The organism is Shewanella cutis (assembly GCF_022410515.1).
Classification (GTDB): domain Bacteria; phylum Pseudomonadota; class Gammaproteobacteria; order Enterobacterales; family Shewanellaceae; genus Shewanella; species Shewanella cutis.
Window position 1 is genome coordinate 159172 of record NZ_JACSDI010000003.1, and the last position, 23722, is coordinate 182893.

Here is a 23722-nt window from a genome sequence, read left to right on the forward strand (position 1 = left end):
GCAGCTAAATGCGATTTCATCAAAAATAGTTTTTAAAATTCAGTTGGTTATTGGTAAGGTTCAGATATTGTTCGTCAGCCGAGCAGAACTGAGTAGAATAGGGCTGCCGTTAAACTCAGGTGTTATTGAGATAACTTAATGAATATTGAGCTTTTTTTTATACCATTAGCCGAGATGGATGCTGAAATGGTGAGCCGTTGTATGGCGCTGTTGAGTGAGGACGAGCGCGCAAAAGTGGCGCGTTACCGGGCGCCTAAGGCACAAATGCATGGCTTATTGGTGCGAGCAGCACTGCGCTGTGTGTTATCCCAAGGACTGCAATCTCGAGGAGAATCCTCACCTTACTCCTCCCAACGACTGATGACTCCCCAAGATTGGTGTTTTGAGTATGGGGCAAAGGGCAAACCCAGCCTCAGCCATGAGCAGTTCCTTAAAACGGGGATCGAGTTTAACTTAAGTCACAGTGGCGACTGGTTATTGATAGCCTTGGCGCAAGATGATGACACGGCCGCAACCGCGAAAAGGCCGCAGCCTCGTTTAGGTTTAGGTGTGGATATTGAACGGTCGCGGGCAAGCACAAATATTTATCCCATTCTGAATCATTATTTTTCTCCGCTAGAAACCGAGGCGCTACTAGCATTGCCGGGAGAAATCGCCCAGCGACAACGATTTTTTGACCTGTGGGCGCTGAAGGAGTCCTATATCAAGGCGACAGGTTTAGGCTTAGCGCAGTCATTAAAATCCTTTGCCTTTGAGTTGATGCCCGATGCACTTGTTCAGACCCATCCCAATCAAGTAGCGCTTCGCCATCAATGGCTTGAACTTAAAAGGCGAGAACCTTTTGCATTACCGAGCCAGCTTAAATTGTATTGCGAGATTAAGCTGGTCACTGAACCTCTTCCCAATGCTGAACCTGTACAGCCTGATGCTGGGCAGGTGCAAAGCTACTTTGGTCGACTAAATGATGAATATCGCTTTGGCTTGAGTCTCATCCATCCTAATGCGTTATCGAATGTGCAGATTTCGATGACGCTTGCCAGCATTAAATCGTTGTTAGCGGTTAGTTTGGCTGACTAAGGCTTATTTACCCCTATTACTCAGTTTGCAGGTTGCTGCTTTGATATGACAGAGTCATTCATCTTGGATTAAACATCGCTGGTTATAGTCATGTCATAGCATTAACTCACAAGGGTTTTTATGACAAAACGGAATTGCTTTTTACGTGCGTGCTTTTCACCTGCAGGTCTTTTATCGACAACTGCTGTGGTGCTACTCAGTGGCTGCGGTTATTTTGGTGGCGATGAAAAACAACAATTAGAGCAAGCATGGCTTGCACAAGACCCTCAATTACAGCAAGTGGTTGAGCAAATTCGCAGTCGCGGACTCGATGTTGTGGCTCAAAGTGCGGCGGCGGGCACAGTGTCCGCCTGCGTGACAGAAAAACTGACGCAAGATCCCTTAGGTAAGTTAGTCAATGTCGAAGGCGCCTTAGTGGAGTCGGCCAAGGTGACAGAATTACTCGGCGACCTACAGAAGCTAATGGAACAAGAGGTGAGTTTTGATCAAGTCGCAGGTTTACTGCAAAAGAGTGCTGATGCGGCAGCCTATGCGAAAAACCTTATTGATCAGCAAGGATTAGATCAAGCTATACAAAGCCTTAAGCAAATGGCACTGGCGAGTGAGCAATTTGCTCAGCAGGATTTAGGCGCGCATTTTCAGCAGTTATTGTTGGAGTGTAAAACCACATCCCCAGCGACAAATACTGCCAACTAACCAGTGTGAACGTCACGCCTTCATCTTATAAAAACGCCCTGAATATTCAGGGCGTTGGATTATTTATTTAGCAGTTGGTGGTAGTGGGACAATTTCAAAGTTGGCATCGAACTGGACTAAGGTCGACATGATTTTTCCAAAAGCGGTTTTATCGCCTTCCAGTTTGGCACTGCCGTTAGCCAGTAAGTCTTTAAGGGGCGTTTTACCGAGTAAAATACCGGTAATATAACGCTTATCAATATAAAGATTGGTATCGGCCTCCATCGGTTTATCAACTTGAATATTACTTAAGTTACCGTTACTTAGCTCGACATAGAGTGTTTCTTGGGTGTCAGGGGTGATCACATTAAGCCTTAACAGCCCAAGCTCAGCGGCTTTAATGCTATCCACTCTCACTGCGAGAAAGTCAAAAAGAGTCGAGATATCCATTTCGCTTAAAATATCTGCAGAGGCTGATTTAGGGGCGCCGGGTTGAATACCTACCCTTAACTCTTGGGCACCCGTCAGATAAATATTGCGCCAGCCAGCGCCTTCGGCTTGATAACCCAGTTGCTCATAGGTATCAGCAAGTAATTGTCTTGCCTCTGTATTATTAGGTTCTGCCATCACCACTTTATTGAGTGCGGTGGCCACAAAACGGTATTCGCCTTTGGCATAGTCGGTTTTGGCATGTTTCAACACGGCGTTAGCGCCGCCCATATACTCAACAAATTTGGCGGATTCATCCTTTGTTGGTAGTGGGTTTAAGTTGGCCGGATTCATATCGAAATAGCCTAAATACATGTTGTACACGGCTTTAGCATTATGGCTGTAGGTGCCGTGGTAACCATTGGTGTACCAAGTGTCGCGCACGGCCTTAGGGATAGTGGTTTGAATCGCATCGCCAATATCTTGAATACCCACCCCATTATTGGCTAAACGCAGGGTTTGATTATGGACAAGGCCATAGTTATCCCTTTGCATTCTTAAGTAGGCGTTGACATCCGCATTACCAAAGACGGGCGCGGAGTGGGCTTCAAACAGTACCTGCGCATCATCACCAAAGCGTGTTAGCAATGCATTGATATCTTTAGACCATTTGATGGCATCCCGTACCTTTGCCCCGCGTAAGGTGTAAATGTTGTGCATGCCGTGGTAGGTGAGCTCACCTGTCCATAGGGCCTTCATGGAGGGAATATAGGTGGCCATTTCCGAGGCGGCTTCGGTGCCCGAGGCATCCATAAACACCATTTCGATACCATCGATAGTGAGCGTTTCCCATTTATCTTTGCTGTTGAGGGTGATCTCGGGTTTTACGTAGGTGACTTCGCCTTTGGATAAGCCTTTTGCAAGTGCAGCATCGACAATGCCTTGCTCGTTGCGCTCTAACGTTGCGCCGTATTGGTAGGCGGCGCGGCGGCTCATGGCATTACCGGCAAGCACGTTTTCGTCAACAATTTCTTTGGTGATGTTATTGGAACCATAGACTTTGACGTTTGGGAACATGTCTTTGATGGCGCGGGAGCCGCCAAAATGATCTCCATGGCTGTGGGAATAAATCATCGCGACTACGGGTAAGTCATTACCCTCTGGTAAGTGTTTAAGCGCAAACTCAAGGGATTGCTTGGCGGACTCTTTGGTGAGTAATACGTCATAAAGGATCCAGCCTGTTTTACCGCGGATAAGGGTTAAGTTGGCTAAGTCGGTGCCTCGAACTTGATAAATACCATCGGTGACCTTGTATAAGCCGTTAGACACCATATTCAACTGGGCCTGGCGATACAGAGAAGGGTTCACAGTGTCTGGGATTTTATCGCCAATAAAGCTGAAATCGGCCCGTAAAATCGCTGCCGTAGGTTCATCGAGCTCCGCGATAAGATTCTTCGAAAATTCTTCAAAGGCTTTTTTATCGGCAAAATTAAGGTCCGCTGCCGTGGCTTTGTTTACCGCAATGGTTTGCTCGGTGGCAGGCTTTCCCTGATAGTGCAGGCTGATATGTTCATGCTCGTGTTCTGCCTCCACTGCACTTAAAGAGAAGCTGGCGATAATACTCAATGTCATCAAAGATTTTTGCATTATTTTACCTACCGATTAGTGGGATCGTGTCGTTGATGGTTTGAGTATAACCAGCTTGTGTATTTAGATAACTCGAGTTAGCTTGGGTTGTAATATTCATATTGTGAATGAGTGTGCTCCCTTATGCCGACACAAAAACCATTAGATTTAAACTTATTACGCGTGTTTATGGTGGTTTACCGTACTCGGTCATTCACCAAAGCGGCGCAGGAGTTAGATTTAACTCAGTCTTCCGTGAGTAATGCGATAAGTCGATTCAGAGCCTGGGTTGGGGAGTCGCTGTTTAATCGGGTAGGGCGAGGTATTGAGCCAACGGCGGTGGCGCGGGAAATGTACCGTAAGTTTGAGCAACCCATGGCTGATATCGAAACCGTATTACTGGGATTTGAGCATTTTGATCCCCGCTCAAGCCAGCGGCGCTTTTATGTATATGCCAATGAGTCGGTTATTGAAACGCTGCAAGCAGGTGTGCAAGCTTTATTGCTGGATGCGGATATCGAAGTGATTTTTCGTGAGTCGCCGCCACAGGAGGCGGAATTATATCGCGATATTTTGCTAGAGCGGGTTGCGGTGGCGATCGATATTAAACCCGCGCAGCAAAGTTTGCTCTCAAGTAAATTGCTCTTTACCGAAAATTTAGTGTGTATTGTCAGTCGGCAGCATCCTCGTATTCAGGGGGGCATTAGCCATGAACAGTATTTTGAGGAGAAACATGTCTTTTTAAATCTAAGGCGTTTTAATTTGACTGCGGGGGATTTGTTTACCGAAGGCGTGTTACCAAGGCGCAAGATGTACAGTGAACAGTCATCCCTATTGAGCATGTTTGCAACCGTAGGTAAAAGTGAGGCTATAGGTATCGCACCTTTACGTTATGCCAGCCAATACGCTGACATTTTTGGCTTACAAATTTTGCCTATGCCACTGAAAACAAGGCCGATTGATTTGTATATGGTGTGGAGCAGTAAATACACCCAAAACCCGAGCCATCAATGGTTACGAAGCTTATTGCTCAGCGCCAGTAGAATGTCTGCGAATGAAAAAGCTCTGACTCACTCGTAGTGATTGCGAGTGAGTCGGAGCTTAGTTTGAGGTGCTTACCTCTAAGTGTTGGTTGGCTATCTTAATTACTGTCTGGCTAACCTGTGGCTTTCACCCGGATGCTCAAAGTCACTGCGGTAGGGGTTAATGTCTAAGCCGCCACGACGGGTATAACGGGCGTATACAGTTAACTTAGCGCAGTGGCAATAATGTTTTAGGTCGACAAAAATTCGCTCGACACATTGTTCGTGAAACTCATTATGCTGGCGGAATGAAATTAGATAGCGGAGTAGCTTCTCGCGATCGATTTTAGGCCCTTGATAACGGATCATCACACTGCCCCAGTCGGGCTGAGAGGTGATTAAGCAATTTGATTTCAACAGATTAGAGTTGAGTGTCTCGGCAACAATTTGTTTGTCATCTGTGCTGTTTTCAAGATAATCGGGATTAAAATCATAGTCACTAACTTCAATATCGAGGTCGTCAATGCAGGTGCCTGGCAGTTCGACGACACGCTGAATACCAAAACTTTTAGGCTCAATAATCTTAACGGTCACATCACCTTGGGCACATTCACTGAGATCTTTCACTAAGGTTTTTTGCACCGCATCGAGATTATCGAATTTGGTTTGATTAAAACTGTTTAAATACAGTTTGAAGGATTTTGACTCGATCAGATTTTGGCTTGCATGACTGAGCTGAATGTCAGCGATGGCCACCATAGGTTTGCCCTTCGCATTTAGCCAAGACAGCTCATAGGCCGTCCAGATATCGGCCCCGTGGAAAGGTAAACTTTCTGCAGTTAGGTTGATAGCGTTACGGTTAAGTGAGCGAGGAACCCCTTGCAGCAGCGACGCATCATACTCGGCTTGGTAATCAGTAACTTTACCTAACGTTAAGCCCGCAAGCTCTTTTGCATCACTATAGGGATCGTGATTGTGTGTCATCAATACTGTTTCCATGTCAAAATAGGCGCACATTATACCCGAAATTGGATTGTGCTTAAGTGTCTTGTCTGCCTGCTCTCGATAAATTTTTGCAAAACTATCATCAGTCTTACCTATCAACTTTAGGCGAATTACCACGATATTACCCTCAAGGTGAGCCATCTTTGTGTATTCAAGGGGAGTTTGTTGAGGCGTCAACTGCGGCGGTGAGTTGGCTACCAGTTAAGCGTGAACAGCCTGGCAGCTTTACTAACGTTGAACATGCATTGGAGCTTACGTTATGGCCCGATATCCATAGCTTCTATGGTCAGTATTTTGCCGCGCCCGTGCTCTTTGACTCAACCTGGGGCTCGGGAGAATTATTACAGGTATGGAATGAGGCGGATTTTGATGCCCTACAGCAAAATATCATTGGGCATTTGATGATGAAGCAAAAGCTCAAGCAACCGCCCACCTGGTTTATTGGTTTGCTTGATGAAGGCGATAAGATGCTAACGGTGGATAATGCTGATGGTAGTGTATGGGTGGAAATCCCCGGCGAGCTTCCCTCTACCCAATTGGCACCGAGTTTAGCGGAATTTATTGCGGCGTTATCGCCACGTATTGCGCCACCGGTGAAACACGAGGAACTCCCCATGCCGGCACAGGATCATCCGGGGATTTTTGCCAGCTTTAAACGAATGTGGCACAACTTAACGGGTAAGCGCTAAACGCACGAATTCTCTTACAAAAGACTCTTGCAAAGTGTTTTGCAAACTCGACATCACGCATTTGAGCGGCCGAGTATTGCTATAATACCAATCGTATTAAATATCTGTTCATTCAGCGGGAATTCAACGGGCTTTAGACAAGGCGAAGGCTTGAAGGCATAGTGGTGCTCTGCCTAAGCCTTAAACGCAGTATAAAGCACGTTCAACCCGCCCTTCGGGAGCCTCACAGGCATCTCACTCCCGTGTTACATTGACTTAAAAGGGAATAACCATTTCTTTGTCAATGCGCCTTGGATTGAGATGCCTTTGAGGCTCTGAACTGATTAGATGTTTAATGTGATTGGTATAAAATGGGATGGTTATTGATGATCCCAAGACAAGTTAGACACTATGCGGCAAGGTTCGCAACGAAAGTGGAACATATCTAATAAAGGTTCGTCGAGTTTCCACGCGTGACTGCCACAACGCGGACAGGGGCGAGCGAGTTCTGATGCCAGATCTTGGCCTCCTACCCGATACAAATAATAGTAAGTGGGAATGTGGGTGAGATACTCGATTCGGCCGCGGAGGTCCCAACCTCTTCTAAATAAATCGCTACTTGGATTGGATAACTCTTCTAACGCAGCAAATTCTGCTTTAGTGGCCGCGGCCATTTGCAATTCATCACAGGCCTGCCATTCACTCTGCCAGCGGATAATACGTTTATGATCACCATTAAAAGTGGCTGGGATCTGATACAGCGGAATGGGCAGCAAGTTATCGCCACTTCGCAGGGGCGAACACATATGGACATAGCTAGTGTAGAGTAACTGCCAGCTAGGCTGCTCAGTGTTACTGACCTCAGAATTAATGTCCTGACCGATAAATTTTTCTCGCGGTGCTAAGAGCTTAGCATCAGTTAATTCTGCTAGAGCCTTTTTTACCCAAGGACTGTGATAGCGATGTGTTAGGCTGTTTTTTTCAGGTGTAAGCAGGCGTACGCGAAATTCGCCATCATTAAAGGCGACAGCAAATTCGCGACCTAACACTTGGCCATTGGCGCGGTATGCTTCCAGTAATTGATTAATCGCACGCTCTGCCGCACTAATGGTGGTATCGGCAAAGCATTCAAAGCGCAGTTCGGTGACAAACATTAAACGGATTTTCCTTGGAGTTCGAGTTGATTAACGCGGTGTTTTAACTCGATAAGTTCATTTGTCAGTTGCATGATCTCGTTGTTTTTTAAAGCGAGGGCCTGTTCAATGCCTTGTTGCAACTGGGCTAACTGTTGCGCCAGTGTGGCGACTGTGAGTGGCGAAGCTTCGGCGGTATGTGTTTCTTCAATCACGTGCTGTGATTGGGCCGCTAAACGTTCCCGCTCGGCTTTAGGTATCGATTTAAATTGCTGTAATCCTTGGATTAATATCGGCATAGGAATTTTGTTGTCAACACGGCTTTTTATCAGGGCAAGGCTTGGGGTTTTACCGCTGGCGTCGAGTGCACATGCTGCCGCTAACACTTGGTCAATCGGACTCATAATAAGTGAAATTCCTTATTTTATGTTGTGTTTTTTACTAACTTACCTGTGGTGTGGTTATTTTAGTTATTATAAATCAATGGATTGATGTTTGGCATTGATTTTGCTTTTTAAGCATTTTTATAACAAATACACAGGAAGTCATAATATGAACGCAAATATTAATCGCAAACTTATCGCGGTCACGTTTTTAGGGTTAGCAAGCTTAGGTCTTAGCGGTTGTGTGGTCAATGTCGGCGATGGTGAATCGGATTGGGATCGCTCTGAGTCTTGGGAAAAAGTGCAGGATAAAAATCGCTCTAATCTGGCCAAGCTAAGCCTTAGTATGAGTAAAGACCAAGTGATGACGCTAATGGGGGCCCCAGACTTGAGCGAGTCTTATTTGCAGCAAAGCGCTGGGCAAGCCGATAAAGAAGTATTGGTGCTGTTTTATCGTACTCAACGTTCCCATAGCGATGGCAAAACCACTAAGGATGAATGCACGCCCGTTGTGCTGAGTAATCATGTTTTAGTGGGGTGGGGTGATACAGCCTATAACAAGATTTAACCACGGCTAAGACAACGCCTCAAAGACACTGAAAGCCCAAAAAATTAGGGCTTTCTTAACTGAGTATCAAGCTGTTCAATTAGTTTGGTCCACTGTGCGTCAGCTTATAACGCTTCGGTGAGAAAACTCTTTTGCGCTTGTGTCCAAAAAGTCGCTTCAGTTAAGTGGATTTGCGATGCCAGCTTGTGGGGTGCCATATATTGCGCAATGGCATTGGGTTGGCTCTCTAAGCCTAGCTGTTCAAATAGATGACTTAAATCGACTGGTGTTGTATCCATTCTATCTCTCCCTCCCTCCGATGATTAGCCTGTTATCTAGGTTATGTTTTTGTGTGAAAGATGCAATCAATGATTAAAATTTGCACTTTTTTGTTTCCTTGGTACATTGATAAAGACTCATAAGAGTGTGAGCTAAATCAAGGAATTCTAATAATGGACAATAATACCTTGGATGAGTATCGTGCAGTTTATCTCACCGCAGAAGATTTACGCTTGGCCGCTTCAATTCTCTACAATGCGTATCATGATGATCCCTTTTTTGTTGATGCTTTATCCTCCTCAGACAAATTTGCCTACGAACAAAAATTGCGCGCCGCGATTCGCGAAGAGCTCAATACCTTATGGCAGCAAAAGCAAGCCTTAATTGGACTCTTTGACGGTACGCACTTAGTGGGGGTCGCTTGCGTTGTTACCCAAGAAGTGCCACTGGGAGAAGGTCGCTATTGGCACTGGCGGCTCAAAATGTTGCTGGGCACTGGTTGGCAATCTACCCAGGCCATGATGAAAAAAGAATCAACCATTTTGGAGTTGTTACCAAACCAGCGTTGTGGGGTTTTGCAATTTATTGCTTTAGCGCCAAACGAACAAGGTAAAGGGCTGGGCCATCAACTTGTCCAAGCTGCAGTGAGTTGGTGCGATGAGCAGCCAAATCTTGAAGGTATAGGCGTGTTTACCACTCAGGAAGCCCATACGCATTTATTTAAACAACATGACTTTGTCTCCTTGGGAGAGTTGGTCATTGGCAGTGTGACTGGACAACTACTTTTTTATACAGGTAAACATGATGAATGAACGTTATCGCTCTTTCGCTGAGTTTTATCCTTTCTATCTATCCCAGCATCAAGACCGGCGTTGTCGGCAGCTGCATTTTATTGGGAGTATGATTGTGCTGGCATTATTGGGATCTGCGTTGATTACGACCCACTGGGGTTTATTGGTACTTATCCCGCTAGTGGGATACGGATTTGCTTGGGTTGGCCATTTTGTCTTTGAACGTAATCGACCTGCGACATTCCAATATCCGCTATACAGTTTGATGGGAGATTGGGTGATGTTTGCCCAAATACTGATGGGTAAAATAAAGTACTGAATTTTTACCTATTAGTGAGAAGCTGACTCGCGTGTGAGAGATCGCTTACAAAGCCTGTAAGATAAAATGTTTTCTTGCTGATTGTTTTATACATCATTTTTTTAAAAATAATTAAATTTCAATGCTTTGAGCTGCAGTTGGCATATGTTGGATGAAATTTAAACTGATAGTTGTTCTTCTGAGGGAACAAAAAAGGCGGGATTCACGTAGAATTCATTCATCGCCAAAATAAATGGATAGCACGGATAGCAATACTGGCGAAATGGACGCAAGAAGCTACGAATTTAGGTTCTTGGATTTGAACCTCTGATGGTAGGGAAACTGTCATCAACCTAGGATAGGTTAAGGAAAAGCAGGACTGCTTTCTCACGGATGATACAGGATACAACGCTTGTTAGGACGACAGGTTTAAGGATGAGAAAGGATATGCTTAAGGATTAAGCATGACTCGGTGCAGGATGTGTCGAGTAAAGGGATAAGTATAAGGGTGAACAGCTTGTACTCGTCTATGGAAGGCACTAAGCAGGATGCGTTATGGAGTGAGTCATAGGATGTGACTGGAGCCGAAATAGGATTTTCGGGTCAATGGATTGAGTGTTATGGTGAAACCATCACACAGGGAAAATTTAGGGATACAGGGACGATTGTAGGATGCACGCGTACGCATGGATGGTGCAGGGAGCACGAATGAGCAGGATGGCTTATAGAGGATAAATGGGGCGCACACAGTGCGCCCTTTCTTTTGAGACTATAAAATTTTCGAGTGTGAATGCGCTCTATTTCCCATTGCAATGTACATAAATATCGACCCGCTTATACATTGAAAAATAGCGTTCTAGCATTGCTCGGCTTTAGTTGCTGATACAAACCAAAGGGTAAATGGCTTTGGCTAGGGCTGACGTTTCGAAATTAGATTTTGAACCTTCGGGCTGCGTTTCTGGTGCGTTATCGTCCGTTTATGTAGAATAACTACATAGCACGGGATTTACAATTTTGTATGTTCATAAAGTTTTGATGGTTTACATCAAAATGTCCGTTTTTACCCTTTTTATGGCTGTAAAATAAATTAAGTTGCAGACTATTGCTCTTTTAAGCGGTTATTTACGACCGCGCTTAATCTGAAGTGTTCTTTTGTAAGCAAGCTACATTCCTTAAAGGGATTAAAATTGCCAATCTCTTTGTAAGATATGTCTCACAAGCATGTAAGTAATTTGTAAGTTTTTTGACTGGCAAAAGCTGTCTCATATTCATTAAATATATTTTAATCAGTATGTTAAGTTATTTTTTTGAATTGTGTCGTTAATATTGCTATGGAAGTTTTTATTTTGAATAGCACAAATCTTATCATGCTTGGCATAGACTTCACTTGTAGACGGAACTACAGATAACAGGATGTTAGCGGTTAGGATGACCGAGCAGTGTTTAGTGGATAAGCACTTAAGGAGTCGTAAGGAGAAACTTTCAGGATGAAAGCGATACGAACCACGGAGGGATAGACTATCACGGATAGATAGCCTAATTGCACAGGATTGCAATGGCACAAGGAGTGCAGCAGAAAGGAAGCAATTGAACCTATTTCACGGATGATGTTGGAACCGCTCAGGAAAGAGCAAGCTTGGTAAAAGGAATGCCAAGAGATAGGGAAGTACCTTGAGTACAGGGAAATATCACGGATTGAACAGGGATGATGCAGGATGCAAGTTGACGCATGGATGGTGCAGGGAGCACAACGATAGCGGGATAGCTTAACAAAGAACAGAAGGGCGTGGTCTTCAGACCACGCCCTTTCTTTTATGGATGATTAAATGTATGGGGAATTTAACTTAGGTCGTCCTAACTGCATGTTATCTAAAATAAGCCACTAATGGCATTTACCTGAACTACAACTACTTTGGCTTCCACAGCCACCAAATTTACCTTTCGCCGTAGGTGCTTCTTGCCATTCGGGTTCTGGGAAGATAGGCCATTCAATCTTTTGAATTTTTTTACCTAGCATCCAGATATGACCACGATACTGATTGATACCATCGGTACTGAACTCAAATAGATATTTTGCCTTCCAACAGATCCCTGTGGTGCCGCCAAGGCTTGGACGAGCGGTTTCCATTGCGATGGCTAATAGCTGTACTTTTTGTCTACAGCACTCTTTTTCGGCAAAAACACGGCTTAATTCTGCCATTTGACGAAGTTGCCAAAAGAAAGCGGCAACGATAATCAGTGCAATAATTAACAGAAGATCTGACATCATTTACTTGCAGCCTTAAACAAGCCGCCAATGGCTTGTGATAGTTGAACACTACGATTGGGATTGCGTAATTCACCCAATAAGTGATTGCGTAAATTAGGAATAGCCACAATATCAGCAAAGATCTGATTAAAAAAGGCTTGAGGCTGAAGTGCCAGCGCTTCTAGATAAATACTGCGACTCAGCTCTTGCTTTAGTATCGGCCAATTTCTACCTGCAATACTGATGAGGGCGTTAGCATCAAGCTGGTTTGTTTGCTTTAAGTGGGCCAAGGCTTGTTGGCTTAATTCAGTCTGTGATGCTAATGCTCGCAAGTAATAGGCTTGATATTCATTAGGTGCTGTGATGAACTTGCTAAAGATCTTCGTCGCAAGCGGTTCAGTCAAATGTAGATGTTCTAGGCACTGGCATAGAGCGATTTGCACTTCAATGGCTGCTTGGTCAAAGCTGGCAAGGATATGCTGCTCATGGTCTAATTCACCGAGACGGACACAAACATCACTCAAACCTTGCATGCCAATATGCTGCCATTCACTCGGGGCAATTTGGCCCGATAAATACTGCATGGCAAATTCATATTGGATTGATGCACTTAAACCTAATTGTTTACGTACCAAGGCGTTGAATACTGCTAATTTCTCTTGGCTGGGTTTAAAGCTAAATGGATTGTTGGCGAGGCGATCCTGCTGTTCATCCGTCAATGGCTGAGTCGGATCTTGCCCCAGTGCTGTGAGCACCATTTCAATGAATTGTGAACGAGGGGCTGGCGAGAGCAGGCCTTGCTCATCTAAAGGTAGCTTGAGAAACCAAATAAAATGCTGTTGGCTTTCATTCCAAAAAACCACGGCAAACTGTGCATGGCCTTGAATGGGATAAGGATAAGGGGTGACTAGAGATTCGATTTGATGGAAGGCCAACATGTCGATGTGCTGTACCCTTCTACCCAGTTCATAGACTTGGAATTGGGTTTTGGCTGTTGTCAAAAATTGGCTAAGAGTCGTGATTTCAGTCATTTGGTCGCTATATCAATCAAAAAGGCTCAATAAATTGGCGATATTATAGGGGGAAGTTGTTCACGATGGTATGATTGCCACACTTTTATCGCCCCTATGGCTGGGCGTTATGCTTTAACGCCTGTGGTTTACTGGACTTTAAATCGATGTTATACCGCCAAACTCAAACTAAATTAGCCCAAATTACCCAAGAGCTTCAAAATGTTGGGCTTTGGGGGGGCTGTACGCCAAGCGATGAATCTATGGCCAGCACGGCGCCGTTTGCCTGCGATCTTATGCCGTTTGAACAATGGCTACAGTTTATCTTTATCCCGCGGATGCAGGCACTAATCGATGCAGAACACCCCTTGCCTAGCCAAATTGCCATCGCCCCAATGGCTGAGCATCTGTGGTCTGAGCAGGCGGCATTAGCGCCATTGATAGCTGTATTAAATGAATTGGATATATTGTTAAATGAACCAAGATGATATCTGGCTAGATACCCCTGAGGATAAACAACCGCATACCGATAGTGATGATGCTGAAGTCGCGCCTGAACTGCACATTTTATATCAAGACGAGCATCTCGTTGCTATCCATAAACCCGCAGGATTACTGGTGCATCGCAGCTATTTAGCGCGCCGAGAGCGTTTTTTTGCGATGCAATTAACACGCGATCTAGTGGGGTGTCATGTGTTTCCGGTACACCGTTTAGACAGACCGACCTCGGGCGTATTGTTATTTGCCAAGAGCAGTGAGGTGGCGAACGCGCTTTGCGACCAGTTTGCTGACCATAGTATCGAAAAGCAGTACTTGGCGTTGGTGCGTGGCAATATGCACGAGAGTGGTGTATTGGATTATGCGTTGAAGGTCGAATTAGATGAGGTTGCGGATAAGTTCGCGAATCAAGATAAAGCAGCCCAAGAAGCGGTGACTCAATATGAACCGCTACTCAATGCCGAAATTCCTTATCCATCAGGGCGTTATGCAAGTAGCCGATTTGCTTTAGTTAAACTAAGCCCTAAAACGGGGCGCAAGCATCAACTAAGACGCCATATGGCGCACTTACGTCACCCGATTATTGGCGATACAACCCATGGTGATGGTAAGCAAAATGCATTTTTTAGAACGCATTTTGACATCAATCGACTTTGGCTGATTGCGAAAAAATTAACCTTTACTCACCCGATAACCCGTCAGCGCCTGAGTATTGAAACAGAGCTAGAGCCTGAATGGGAAACCGTATTTGCAGGTCTTGGTTGGGATGATGAGGCGCTATCTTGTGCACCGAGCATATTTATTGCAGGTTAAGACGATGTATCAAGATCTCCGCATACATATACGACCTTGCTAATGGAGTGTGTTTGCCTTTTACATTGGCTGTTTAACAATGCGGTTGACAGCTTAATTACTGGTTAACTCTTGCATTAGGGTGACTAAGCTTGAAAACCCCACTGTGGGTTGCAGTGGCGTTTGCAGGTTTTGCTGAGCAGCGTGAAAGTAATGTTTACGTCTTATTTGAGTGCTTTTATGTTGGTGCTTGAGGTGTTTTTGCCTATTGCTCTGTCGCATCAGTGTACTTCCTCATGCTCAATAACTTGATTTATAAAATTTTTACCTTGTCGCTTGCCCTAAAGCATAACAATAAAGTAACTTCAGCTAAGTTGCGTTTACGCATGTGGGACGGAGTATATCATGAAAATAGTTAATCTGGTCTTTGGTACTGTGTATGGTAGCGCACAATTTACCGCAGAAACCTTAGAAAAAGCCCTTACAGAACTCGGTTATGATGCCAAATTATGGCAGCCGAATGAAATCAGTCAGTTTATTCCCCCTCAAGACGAGCTGTTAATTGTGGTGACTTCAACCACTGGTCAAGGTGATTTACCCGATGATATCCAACCTTGGTACTATCATCTTAAGGAAACTGCGCCTTATCTACCTGAACTGAAATACAGTGTGATTGCTTTAGGTGATTCGAGTTACGACACCTTTTGCGGTGCGGGCAAGTCAGTGGATGAATTACTGACAGAATTAGGCGCACAGCCCATTGTTGCTCGTCTTGATATTGATGCCTGTGAAACCATGGAACCCGAGGTCGAAGCGATAAAATGGCTGCAAAGCTGGAATCAAATCGTCAAATCCGAGCGCGCCGCTTAGGCCATTTTGTCACCCAGCAATGGTTTAAATTTGCCCAGCGCTTAAGTCAAGCGCTGTTAATCCCTATTGCCATTTTACCCGCCGCGGGGGTGATGCTGGGGTTGACGGTAAGCCCAATCCCCTTTATGCCAGAAGTACTTAATGTATTAATGCTGGCTGTAGGTAAGCTGATTTTCGCGATTATGCCGATTTTGTTTGCGGTGGCGGTGGCGATTGGTTTTTGCAGAGATCAGGGGATTGCAGCATTTACTGCCGTTTTTGGCTATGGCGTGATGACAGCAACCTTGGCTGCCTTAGCCGACCTTTACCAACTGCCCACTCAATTAGTACTTGGCATGGAAACCTTAGATACGGGAATTGCGGGTGGTATGCTGATTGGCGGCGTCACATGCTTTGCAGTGCGTTGGAGCCAGTATATTCGCTTGCCGGCGATTTTTTCCTTTTTTGAAGGGCGACGCAGTGCGTCTTTGTTGATTATTCCTTTGGCAATGGGCTTAGGTTATGTGCTAGCCCATATATGGCCGTCTTTATCCTTATTGATTGAGCGAGTCTCTGACTGGGCTGTTTACCAAAAGCCTGCGATTGCTTTTGGCGTATATGGCGCGCTTGAGCGATTACTTATCCCTTTAGGCTTACACCATATTTGGAATGCGCCGTTTTATTTAGAAGTCGGTCAATATCAGTTGCAGGATGCGGAAGTGGTGCGTGGCGAAGTGGCGCGTTATTTAGCTGGCGATCCGCAAGCGGGAAATTTAGCGGGTGGTTATCTGATTAAAATGTGGGGATTACCAGCAGCGGCGCTGGCCATTTGGCGTTGCGCTGATGCCTCGGAGCGCAATCGAGTGGCGGGTATTATGCTCTCGGCTGCAGCAGCCAGTTGGCTGACTGGGGTGACTGAACCCATTGAATTTGCCTTTATGTTTGTGGCGCCGCTGTTGTTTCTTATCCATGTCATGCTGTCGGGACTGGCTTATTTTGTCTGTATTATGCTCGATATTCACCACAGTATTGTGTTTTCCCATGGGCTGGTGGATTTTACGCTGTTGTTTTCACTTTCGCGCAATACGGGGTGGTTTGCTGTGTTAGGGCCACTCACAGCGGTGATTTATTACATCTTGTTTAGGGGAAGTATTCTGGCATTTAATTTAAAAACGCCAGGACGGCTTCAATCTGATGGCACCCATGGTTCAAAAGAGAGCTTAAGGGCAATCATTGCGGCATTAGGAGGGCGCGATAATATTGTGGAGCTCAATGCCTGTTTAACCCGATTACGCTTAAGTGTACATAGCCCTGAGTTAGTCAATAAAGTTCGGCTCAGTCAGTTAGGCGCTAAGGGGGTGATTGTGATGGGCAAAGGGGTACAAATAGTTTATGGCACTAAGGCAGAAACCCTGCGTAAAGTGTTGCAACGCTATTTAGATACGCGGCGTTAATATTGTTGGTTGTTGAAACTAATTACTGATTTTTTGTATTTAATGAAGTCAATTGCCGTTAATATCACTTTTTGAGCGAAATAATAAGTTTTTCATGCTGTACAGCCAGATTGACTATGGCACACTCATGTGAGGGGTTATAGAGGAGATCAGATTTTGCAGTCACAGCATGAACATCGAACAAGCGCTCAGCCAGCTTTAGCCCGTAAAATTCTGATGACAGATTGTGCCGATGCCCAAGGGCTTATCGCTAAAATCACCAGTGTGTGCTTTAACCATCAACTTAACATTATTAAAAACAGTGAGTTTGTGGATAATGCGCAGGGACGATTTTTTATGCGCACTGAGCTCGAAGGCCATTTTCACAGCGAGCAATTATTGCAGGATCTGCGTCAAGTATTACCCGCTCAAAATCATATGACTTTAGTGAGTGCGGGCAAGAAACGCATCGTTATATTAGTCACTAAAGAGGCCCATTGCCTCGGCGATCTGTTAATGAAGGCCTATTACGGTGGCTTGAACGTTGAAATTGCCGCCGTGGTGGGCAACCATGATGTACTTAGAGAACTTGTTGAAAAATTTGATATTCCTTTTCATCTTGTCAGTCACGAAGGGCTCGACAGAATTCAGCATGAGCAGGCGTTATTGGTTGCTGTGTCGCAATACTCGCCAGACTATTTAGTGCTCGCCAAATATATGCGAGTGTTAACGCCCGATTTTGTGGCCGAATATCCTAACCGCATCCTCAATATCCATCATTCTTTCCTGCCTGCATTTATTGGTGCTGCGCCCTATCGTCAGGCGTGGGAGCGAGGAGTCAAAATCATCGGTGCGACGGCGCATTTTGTGAATAACTGCCTCGATGAAGGACCGATTATCAAGCAGGATGTGATCCCAGTTGACCACAGCTACAGCGCATTAGAAATGGCAAAAGCAGGTAGAGACGTTGAAAAAAGTGTTCTCAGCAAGGCGTTGCAGTTAGTGTTAAATGAGCAAGTGGTGGTTTACGGCAATAAAACCATCGTTTTCTAATGCTGTTAATCAGTGTGGACGCTCAGTTTGAGTTTACCCATAGGCTTTGACTGAGCCTGTTAATTTTTTAGCCTGCAAAAAACGTTTACTTTGCTAGTATTATGTTTATTAAGGAGTTATGGATTCATTTCAAGCGATTCTTAGCCAATACGACAGTTTAAGGATTTGTCATGGAAGGGGTGTTGGATGCCAAAAATTCACAGTCTGATTGTCGGAATAAAAGATTTACCTGAAAATTTAGCGTTGTCGTGGGCTCATTTGGATGAGCAATTTTGTGTTAAACAGATGAGCCAGGCTTTTTATCAGCGGTGTCAGCGGTCTGCCGCTCAAATTATTAATCAACCGATAGGTCATATCTTTACTGGTTTTAACGAGCAATTACGCGAACAGATTGTTTGCCGTCAAAGCCCACACATTGGATTTCAACTGCATGATCAGGAGGGCAACAGTATCCATTTCTCCCTCTACAGAGAGTGTGATGGATGGTATTTACTGTTGTCAGATATCAATTTCACCGATCCGCAGTTTAATGAGTTACACCCCGATTATCGCCGTATTATCCAAGCTAGCGATTCATGGCTGCAACATATTGAGGATGTTATAAAATCTCCCCAAGAGGATATTTTTAAGGTTGCAGTCGCTAAGGCGATGGCGCTTACAGGTAGTCGTTATGGTTTTATTTTATTGCATCATGAGAAATCCGATTCTCTGACCTTAGTGGCGCGCTCTGCTTATCCGAACGGTATTTGTGCGGAGGGTGGATTGCCTGAAGAAAACACTAAAATCGCCTCTTCAGACTGTCGGCTGTGGTTAGAGTGCGTAAAAAACTATCGGCCGATCATTCATAATTTAAGCGATAATGTTGGCCATATTATTAATGCAACAATGGATAACTTATTATTAAAAGAAGCTTATTTGGCTGTGCCGATCTTATTTCGCTCGCGTATTATGGGCTTAGTCTGTGTGCTCCATCGTAGTGAGCCATACAGCCACAGTGACGCACGGTCCCTTCTGACGTTTGCCAATATTTTATGGCATTCCATTGAGCTACCAAGATCATTAAGGGCGGTATCTCGCCAATCAAAAATTATAAAAGCTCAAAAAGAGCAGTTATCCCAATCGTTAACTCAACTGATCAGTGCTATTTCAGAAGCACTTGAACTTAAAGATGCATATACCGCAGGACATCAAAAGTCCGTCGCTCAACTCAGTTATTTAATTGGTGAAAAGTTAGGACTATCGCCACATCGATTAGAGGGATTAAAAATAGGTGCGCTTGTGCATGACATTGGTAAGTTAGCCATTCCGTCGCAGATCTTAACTAAGCCAGCCAAACTCTCTAAGGAGGAGTTTGCGCTGATCCAAACCCATCCTCAACATGGTGCCGAAATTGTCGAAGACGTCGAGTTTCCTTGGCCGATAAGAGAGATGATCCTTCAGCACCATGAGCGTCTTGATGGCTCTGGCTATCCTGCGGGATTAACGGATAACGAAATTTTATACGAGGCTAAAATTATTGCGGTAGCGGACGTGGCGGATTCTATTTTATCCCATAGACCCTATCGTCCCTCTTTGGGCCTTAAAAAAATGACGGAAGTGTTACGTGATGGAAAGGGGACTTTGTATGATCCTGAAATTGTTGAAACGTGTTTGACGATCTTAGTCAATCAGGAGATTAGTATTAGTGATCACATCGGGAGTGTGGTGCTTGAACCTATAATTGAGATTTCTGCAGAGCAGGGTTTACTGGATATCAAAGCTGTTATGCTCAAGTCCAATATCAAGGTTGCTATTGTGTTGGATGATAGCCAAAAAATGATTGGGTTAGTGAGCCAAGCAATTCTTGAGCATTGGATTAGTCCCAAAATGGCGGACATCATTGAATACGATGGGATACTTTTGCATAAAAAAGCCCATCACATCATGCAAAGCAATATCGCAACCATTAATGAGGCTGCTACCCTTGAGGATGCGCGGATCCAGCTGAATCAATCAGATAATGAGTTTTTGATTGTGTTGAATAAACAGCAACGGCCGATAGGATTAATTGGTTGGCGGGCGATTGCGATGGCGAGAAGTACTATCAATGAGTATGCCCATTTAATCTAAAATCACTCCCCAATACCAACAAGGACTTTTGGGGGAGTGCTAGGGCGTATTGATGTTTCTAGATTAACTTTTGTTCGTTCTGGCAAGCTCATTCTCGCGAAACAAGCAATGATGTGTCGTTATTCTACTCAAATGACGAGCGACTCTTATGGCAGAAAGTAAGAGCAATGGCATACCAGACGAACCCTTCGGGCAGCATTTGGATTACTGTTTCTGCTGGGTTATTGTCCGTTTATGTAGAATAACTACATTGTACGGACGTTTGCCTTGCATAAACGTCAGCCAAATTGCTGCCTAAAACCTGAAACGTCAACACGCCCTAGTCATTAATCGACGATACGTAACAGTTCGTTGATACCAACTTTGCTACGGGTTTTCGCATCCACTTTTTTCACGATAATCGCAGCATAGAGGCTGTATTTACCGCAAGCTGAGGGCAGGTTACCTGATACGACTACAGAGCCTGCTGGCACGCGGCCATAATGGACTTCACCGGTTTCACGGTCATAGATTCGGGTACTTTGGCCGATATATACGCCCATGGAAATCACTGAGCCTTCTTCAACCACGACGCCTTCAACAATCTCAGAGCGCGCACCGATAAAGCAGTTATCTTCGATAATAGTTGGGCCTGCTTGCAGTGGCTCCAGTACGCCACCAATGCCTACACCACCCGATAAATGCACGTTTTTACCAATTTGCGCGCATGAGCCTACAGTCGCCCAAGTGTCGACCATGGTTCCTTCGTCAACATAAGCGCCTAAATTAACGTAAGATGGCATTAATACGGTGTTTTTACCGATGAACGAGCCTTTACGAACAGTGGCTGAAGGCACCACGCGGATGGCTTCGGCTTTAAAGCGAGCTTCATCGTACTCGGCGAACTTTAACGGCACTTTGTCGAAATATTTGGTTTCGGCACCATCAATAACGGCGTTATCAAAAATACGGAATGACAGTAATACCGCCTTTTTCAACCATTGATGAACATGCCATTGGCCGTCGATTTTTTCAGCAACGCGCAGTTCACCCTTGTCGAGCATATTGATGACATGTTGCACATCGCTACGCACGCTAGCGTCAACAGTGCTTGGTGTGATGTCGGCACGCGCTTCAAAAGCGGCCTCAATACGTTGGCGTAAAGCCTCCATTTACTTCTCCCGTTGTGGTTAATTGGTTGACTCTGTGTTGATGGCGCTCAGTGCGCTAATCAAGGCTTCCTTGAGCGTATGCTCTTGGGTTTCATTGAGTTGCAAGCCATCATTGGTTTGCAAAATAAAAAAGTCTTCCGCTCGCTCGCCGATGGTGGTGATTTTGGCGGAGAGCAAAGTCGTGTTGCAACGATAAAAAATATCGCCCACTTTAGCTAATAATCCCGGTGTATCCAAGGCGATAAGCTCCATCATACTTGTACCATGACGGTTACTCTCAAGGAAACTCACTTGGGTGGGAACATTAAAAGGTTTCATCTTGCGCGACAGTTTTCTAAAGCGTGGCAGTTTAGGGTTATCACTGGCGAGCGCTTTTTCAAGGGCTTTACGGATACTTTGTATGCGCGAGAGTTGGCTGACGGGCTCGCCGTCTTGCTCGAGGATAACAAAGGTGTCTAGCGCGTAATTATCTTTTGATGTCATGATGTTAGCATCATGAACGTTAATGTTTTTATTGTCTAGCACCGCCATCACAGTAGCAAATAACTTAGGTCTGTCTTGGCAATAGACAAATAGCTCTGTGCCGCCGCGGGTCGTGTGTTTTGAAACCAGCACTAAGGGTTCATCTACCTGCTTATGCTTGAGGATGGCTTCAGCATGCCAAGCTACCTGATTGGGCTGGTGGCGCAAAAAGTAGTCGGCCTTAAAGCGTTGCCAAAGGGTATCTAAATCTTTTTCTTTAATGCCGCGCCGCAGTAATTCTTTTTTGGCCTTGGCTTGGTATTCGCGCACCCTAGCCCGAATATCGACGGGCTTTTCTTTGCCGCGCGCGAGCACCCTTTGGGTGGAAAAATATAAGTCGCGCAGTAGTGAGCCTTTCCAGTTATTCCAAGTCTTTTCGTTGGTGGCGCAGATATCGGCCACGGTTAAACAGTACAAATAACTTAAATGCACCGCATCGCGCACTTTGCTGGCAAAGTCCGCGACCACATCGGGATCGGAAATATCACGGCGCTGGGCTGTCACCGACATCACTAAGTGATTCTCAACCAGCCAAGCGACTAAGCGGCCATCGTGGTCGTTCAAGCCATGAAGTTTACAGAAGGCGAGGGCATCGCTTGAGCCAAGCTTGCTGTGATCGCCGCCGCGGCCCTTGGCGATATCATGGAAAATGGCGCCGAGCACTAACAAACCTTTTTTCGGCAACTGGTTTATCAGCACTGAGCCTAAAGGAAACTCTTCTTTTTGTTCTGGCTGCGAGAAGCGTTCGATATTGAGCAGCAATCTGTGGGTGTGTTCATCCACCGTATAGGCGTGGAACAGGTCAAACTGCATTTGGCCTTCAATATTACGCCAAGCAGGTAAATAGGCTGAGAGCACCCCGTGCTTATGCATAAGTGATAACGCTGCAATACCGCGTGGATGCTTTAATATCTCCATAAAGGCTTGGCGGCACAGTGGATTTTCTTGCAAGGGTTGCTGCTGCGCCCGGCGTGCACGCCTTAGTGAGCGCAGTGTTGGCGCATAAATGCCTTTAATATTGGAGTTTTTGGCAATATGCACAAACAAACGCACAATTTCTTCGCCGCTATCGAATAGATCGTCGCTTAATGCTTCGATAAAGGCGCCACGGCGCTGATAGTTATCATCAATGGCTTGGATTTCTAAAGCTTTCGTTTGACCAAGAGTTGCCCGCTTAAACAGTTGCAGCAGCATTTCGTTGAGTTCCATCACGCGGCGTACCGTGCGATAGTAACGTTTCATCATTTGCTCAACGGCAAGTTGGGTGGCGTCTTCGTACCCCATCAACTCGGCTACTTGACGCTGTACGTCAAACAGCAGGCGGTTTTCATCACGGCCTACAGCCATGTGCAGGGCAAAACGCAGCTTCCATAAAAAATGCTGACACTCGAGCAGCTCTTCTAATTCGGCGGGTTCTAAAAACTCATATTCAACCAGTTCTTCTAGGCGCGAGGCGCCAAAGTGGCGCATGGCGACCCAGGCGATGGTTTGAATATCCCGAAGGCCGCCCGGACAACTTTTTATATTGGGTTCAAGATCAAAGGCACTCGCCTTGGCATGGCGAGCATTTTGCTCATCCCGTTTGGCGATAAAGAAGTTGCTCGAAGTCCAAAAATCGCTTTGACGAATGGCATCATAGAGCTGGTCAAATAAGGTTTCAGGCCCTGTGAGCAAGCGCGCCTCAAGCAAGTTGGTGGCAATGGTAATGTCGTCTCGACCAAGGCGCAACGTATCATCGAGGGTACGGACGCTATGACCAATCTCGAGATTTGCGTCCCATAAAAAGGCGATAAATTCGCTTAGCGTGGTTTCAGCGGCTTTTGATAATTCACCTTCGAAGAGAAATAACAGGTCGACATCCGAGTGAGGATGCAGCTCTCCTCGGCCGTAACCGCCAACGGCAATCAGGGCGATAGGGTATTGGTCTAGGCCATGCTGTTGCCAGGCCTGTTTAACGAGGGAATCAACAAACTGACAGCGCTGAGTGACTAGCTCTTCAATCGGGGTTTTGGCTTTGAATCTTGCTAAAAGCGTTTGATTCTGTTCGATTAATGATTGTTTTGCTAGCAGCGCTGTATTCATCGAGTCCCTTGTTTGGATGCGTTAAGATATTTGCTATCCACC

23 protein-coding genes are annotated in these 23722 nt (G+C 45.3%); 13 read left to right on the forward strand and 10 right to left on the reverse strand.

What is annotated here, in order from left to right; translation table 11 throughout:
- Positions 1–138 precede the first annotated feature (138 nt).
- Together H9J30_RS07395 and H9J30_RS07400 are read left to right on the forward strand one after the other, a co-directional pair.
- Positions 139–1077, forward strand: coding sequence for a 4'-phosphopantetheinyl transferase family protein (locus H9J30_RS07395; protein ID WP_275679553.1), 939 nt, complete (start codon positions 139–141; stop codon positions 1075–1077).
- Positions 1078–1197: 120 nt separating this feature from the next.
- Entirely contained in the window at positions 1198–1773 is a 576-nt protein-coding gene (locus H9J30_RS07400; protein ID WP_240130434.1) for a hypothetical protein, read from the forward strand.
- A 63-nt stretch (positions 1774–1836) separates the two neighbouring features.
- Here the strand turns inward: H9J30_RS07400 and H9J30_RS07405 are convergent, their stop codons facing one another.
- Positions 1837–3828 (reverse strand): alkyl/aryl-sulfatase, encoded by a 1992-nt coding sequence (locus H9J30_RS07405; RefSeq protein ID WP_240130435.1) that lies wholly within the window; start codon positions 3826–3828, stop codon positions 1837–1839.
- Between the two features lie 123 nt (positions 3829–3951).
- On the opposite strand from H9J30_RS07405, the gene H9J30_RS07410 reads away from it, so the two are divergent.
- Positions 3952–4887: a LysR family transcriptional regulator gene (locus H9J30_RS07410; RefSeq protein WP_240130436.1), complete on the forward strand. Its 936-nt coding sequence runs from the start codon at positions 3952–3954 to the stop codon at positions 4885–4887.
- A gap of 65 nt (positions 4888–4952) precedes the next feature.
- On the opposite strand, the gene queF is transcribed toward H9J30_RS07410, so the two are convergent.
- Entirely contained in the window at positions 4953–5813 is an 861-nt protein-coding gene (queF, locus tag H9J30_RS07415) for an NADPH-dependent 7-cyano-7-deazaguanine reductase QueF (protein ID WP_240130437.1), read from the reverse strand.
- Between the two features lie 59 nt (positions 5814–5872).
- Between queF and syd the strand changes: the two genes are divergently transcribed.
- Complete coding sequence (gene syd, locus H9J30_RS07420) at positions 5873–6523, forward strand: SecY-interacting protein (RefSeq protein ID WP_240130438.1); 651 nt, start codon at positions 5873–5875, stop codon at positions 6521–6523.
- Between the two features lie 359 nt (positions 6524–6882).
- Here syd and H9J30_RS07425 read toward each other — a convergent pair whose 3' ends face one another.
- Entirely contained in the window at positions 6883–7656 is a 774-nt protein-coding gene (locus tag H9J30_RS07425; protein ID WP_240130439.1) for a Zn-ribbon-containing protein, read from the reverse strand.
- Positions 7656–8039, reverse strand: coding sequence for a hypothetical protein (locus H9J30_RS07430; RefSeq protein ID WP_240130440.1), 384 nt, complete (start codon positions 8037–8039; stop codon positions 7656–7658). The genes H9J30_RS07425 and H9J30_RS07430 overlap by 1 nt, the downstream gene beginning before the upstream one ends.
- A 148-nt stretch (positions 8040–8187) precedes the next feature.
- Between H9J30_RS07430 and H9J30_RS07435 the strand changes: the two genes are divergently transcribed.
- Positions 8188–8586, forward strand: coding sequence for a DUF3192 domain-containing protein (locus H9J30_RS07435; RefSeq protein WP_240130441.1), 399 nt, complete (start codon positions 8188–8190; stop codon positions 8584–8586).
- A gap of 104 nt (positions 8587–8690) precedes the next feature.
- On the opposite strand, the gene H9J30_RS07440 is transcribed toward H9J30_RS07435, so the two are convergent.
- On the reverse strand, positions 8691–8864 hold the full coding sequence (locus tag H9J30_RS07440; RefSeq protein ID WP_240130442.1) for a DUF2789 family protein: 174 nt from the start codon (positions 8862–8864) through the stop codon (positions 8691–8693).
- A 153-nt stretch (positions 8865–9017) separates the two neighbouring features.
- Between H9J30_RS07440 and H9J30_RS07445 the strand changes: the two genes are divergently transcribed.
- Together H9J30_RS07445 and H9J30_RS07450 are read left to right on the forward strand one after the other, a co-directional pair.
- A complete protein-coding gene (locus tag H9J30_RS07445; protein WP_240130443.1) occupies positions 9018–9656 on the forward strand; it encodes a GNAT family N-acetyltransferase in 639 nt (212 codons plus the stop codon).
- The gene (locus H9J30_RS07450) at positions 9649–9954 is read left to right on the forward strand and encodes an Mpo1-like protein (protein ID WP_240130628.1); all 306 of its coding nucleotides are present in this window, start codon (positions 9649–9651) and stop codon (positions 9952–9954) included. Before H9J30_RS07445 ends, H9J30_RS07450 begins: the two co-directional genes overlap by 8 nt.
- A 1861-nt stretch (positions 9955–11815) precedes the next feature.
- Here the strand turns inward: H9J30_RS07450 and H9J30_RS07455 are convergent.
- Both H9J30_RS07455 and H9J30_RS07460 read right to left on the reverse strand, forming a co-directional pair.
- The gene (locus tag H9J30_RS07455) at positions 11816–12202 is read right to left on the reverse strand and encodes a DUF3301 domain-containing protein (RefSeq protein WP_240130444.1); all 387 of its coding nucleotides are present in this window, start codon (positions 12200–12202) and stop codon (positions 11816–11818) included.
- The gene (locus tag H9J30_RS07460) at positions 12199–13212 is read right to left on the reverse strand and encodes a DUF3549 family protein (protein WP_240130445.1); all 1014 of its coding nucleotides are present in this window, start codon (positions 13210–13212) and stop codon (positions 12199–12201) included. Before H9J30_RS07460 ends, H9J30_RS07455 begins: the two co-directional genes overlap by 4 nt.
- Before the next feature lie 146 nt (positions 13213–13358).
- On the opposite strand from H9J30_RS07460, the gene H9J30_RS07465 reads away from it, so the two are divergent.
- Together H9J30_RS07465 and truC are read left to right on the forward strand one after the other, a co-directional pair.
- Positions 13359–13679, forward strand: coding sequence for a YqcC family protein (locus H9J30_RS07465; RefSeq protein ID WP_240130629.1), 321 nt, complete (start codon positions 13359–13361; stop codon positions 13677–13679).
- Positions 13666–14502 carry a tRNA pseudouridine(65) synthase TruC gene (gene truC, locus H9J30_RS07470; protein WP_240130446.1) on the forward strand — a complete coding sequence of 279 codons (837 nt, stop codon included), beginning with the start codon at positions 13666–13668 and terminating at the stop codon, positions 14500–14502. Before H9J30_RS07465 ends, truC begins: the two co-directional genes overlap by 14 nt.
- A gap of 93 nt (positions 14503–14595) precedes the next feature.
- On the opposite strand, the gene H9J30_RS07475 is transcribed toward truC, so the two are convergent.
- Entirely contained in the window at positions 14596–14763 is a 168-nt protein-coding gene (locus H9J30_RS07475) for a hypothetical protein (protein WP_240130447.1), read from the reverse strand.
- 123 nt (positions 14764–14886) lie between these two features.
- Between H9J30_RS07475 and H9J30_RS07480 the strand changes: the two genes are divergently transcribed.
- The 4 genes from H9J30_RS07480 to H9J30_RS07495 all read left to right on the forward strand — a co-directional run bounded on the left by H9J30_RS07480 (position 14887) and on the right by H9J30_RS07495 (position 19925).
- Positions 14887–15351 (forward strand): flavodoxin, encoded by a 465-nt coding sequence (locus tag H9J30_RS07480; protein WP_240130448.1) that lies wholly within the window; start codon positions 14887–14889, stop codon positions 15349–15351.
- On the forward strand, positions 15303–16784 hold the full coding sequence (locus H9J30_RS07485; RefSeq protein ID WP_240130449.1) for a PTS transporter subunit EIIC: 1482 nt from the start codon (positions 15303–15305) through the stop codon (positions 16782–16784). Before H9J30_RS07480 ends, H9J30_RS07485 begins: the two co-directional genes overlap by 49 nt.
- A gap of 216 nt (positions 16785–17000) precedes the next feature.
- Positions 17001–17816, forward strand: coding sequence for a formyltetrahydrofolate deformylase (gene purU / locus H9J30_RS07490; protein ID WP_240130630.1), 816 nt, complete (start codon positions 17001–17003; stop codon positions 17814–17816).
- A gap of 186 nt (positions 17817–18002) precedes the next feature.
- Positions 18003–19925 (forward strand): HD domain-containing phosphohydrolase, encoded by a 1923-nt coding sequence (locus H9J30_RS07495; RefSeq protein ID WP_240130450.1) that lies wholly within the window; start codon positions 18003–18005, stop codon positions 19923–19925.
- A 326-nt stretch (positions 19926–20251) separates the two neighbouring features.
- Here the strand turns inward: H9J30_RS07495 and dapD are convergent, their stop codons facing one another.
- Both dapD and glnD read right to left on the reverse strand, forming a co-directional pair.
- On the reverse strand, positions 20252–21076 hold the full coding sequence (gene dapD, locus H9J30_RS07500; protein WP_240130451.1) for a 2,3,4,5-tetrahydropyridine-2,6-dicarboxylate N-succinyltransferase: 825 nt from the start codon (positions 21074–21076) through the stop codon (positions 20252–20254).
- An 18-nt stretch (positions 21077–21094) separates the two neighbouring features.
- Positions 21095–23680, reverse strand: coding sequence for a bifunctional uridylyltransferase/uridylyl-removing protein GlnD (gene glnD, locus H9J30_RS07505; protein ID WP_240130452.1), 2586 nt, complete (start codon positions 23678–23680; stop codon positions 21095–21097).
- Positions 23681–23722 lie beyond the last annotated feature (42 nt).

Coding starts and splice junctions, on each gene's coding strand:
- H9J30_RS07410 (WP_240130436.1), top strand. CDS start 3,952: ATGCCGACACAAAAACCATTAGATTTAAACTTATTACGCGTGTTTATG.
- purU (WP_240130630.1), top strand. CDS start 17,001: ATGACAGATTGTGCCGATGCCCAAGGGCTTATCGCTAAAATCACCAGT.
- H9J30_RS07480 (WP_240130448.1), top strand. CDS start 14,887: ATGAAAATAGTTAATCTGGTCTTTGGTACTGTGTATGGTAGCGCACAA.
- H9J30_RS07495 (WP_240130450.1), top strand. CDS start 18,003: ATGCCAAAAATTCACAGTCTGATTGTCGGAATAAAAGATTTACCTGAA.
- H9J30_RS07425 (WP_240130439.1), bottom strand. CDS start 7,656: ATGTTTGTCACCGAACTGCGCTTTGAATGCTTTGCCGATACCACCATT.
- H9J30_RS07485 (WP_240130449.1), top strand. CDS start 15,303: ATGGCTGCAAAGCTGGAATCAAATCGTCAAATCCGAGCGCGCCGCTTA.
- H9J30_RS07400 (WP_240130434.1), top strand. CDS start 1,198: ATGACAAAACGGAATTGCTTTTTACGTGCGTGCTTTTCACCTGCAGGT.
- H9J30_RS07440 (WP_240130442.1), bottom strand. CDS start 8,864: ATGGATACAACACCAGTCGATTTAAGTCATCTATTTGAACAGCTAGGC.
- H9J30_RS07395 (WP_275679553.1), top strand. CDS start 139: ATGAATATTGAGCTTTTTTTTATACCATTAGCCGAGATGGATGCTGAA.
- H9J30_RS07430 (WP_240130440.1), bottom strand. CDS start 8,039: ATGAGTCCGATTGACCAAGTGTTAGCGGCAGCATGTGCACTCGACGCC.
- H9J30_RS07460 (WP_240130445.1), bottom strand. CDS start 13,212: ATGACTGAAATCACGACTCTTAGCCAATTTTTGACAACAGCCAAAACC.
- truC (WP_240130446.1), top strand. CDS start 13,666: ATGAACCAAGATGATATCTGGCTAGATACCCCTGAGGATAAACAACCG.
- dapD (WP_240130451.1), bottom strand. CDS start 21,076: ATGGAGGCTTTACGCCAACGTATTGAGGCCGCTTTTGAAGCGCGTGCC.
- H9J30_RS07450 (WP_240130628.1), top strand. CDS start 9,649: ATGAATGAACGTTATCGCTCTTTCGCTGAGTTTTATCCTTTCTATCTA.
- H9J30_RS07465 (WP_240130629.1), top strand. CDS start 13,359: ATGTTATACCGCCAAACTCAAACTAAATTAGCCCAAATTACCCAAGAG.
- glnD (WP_240130452.1), bottom strand. CDS start 23,680: ATGAATACAGCGCTGCTAGCAAAACAATCATTAATCGAACAGAATCAA.
- queF (WP_240130437.1), bottom strand. CDS start 5,813: ATGACACACAATCACGATCCCTATAGTGATGCAAAAGAGCTTGCGGGC.
- H9J30_RS07475 (WP_240130447.1), bottom strand. CDS start 14,763: ATGCGACAGAGCAATAGGCAAAAACACCTCAAGCACCAACATAAAAGC.
- H9J30_RS07435 (WP_240130441.1), top strand. CDS start 8,188: ATGAACGCAAATATTAATCGCAAACTTATCGCGGTCACGTTTTTAGGG.
- H9J30_RS07405 (WP_240130435.1), bottom strand. CDS start 3,828: ATGCAAAAATCTTTGATGACATTGAGTATTATCGCCAGCTTCTCTTTA.
- H9J30_RS07455 (WP_240130444.1), bottom strand. CDS start 12,202: ATGATGTCAGATCTTCTGTTAATTATTGCACTGATTATCGTTGCCGCT.
- H9J30_RS07445 (WP_240130443.1), top strand. CDS start 9,018: ATGGACAATAATACCTTGGATGAGTATCGTGCAGTTTATCTCACCGCA.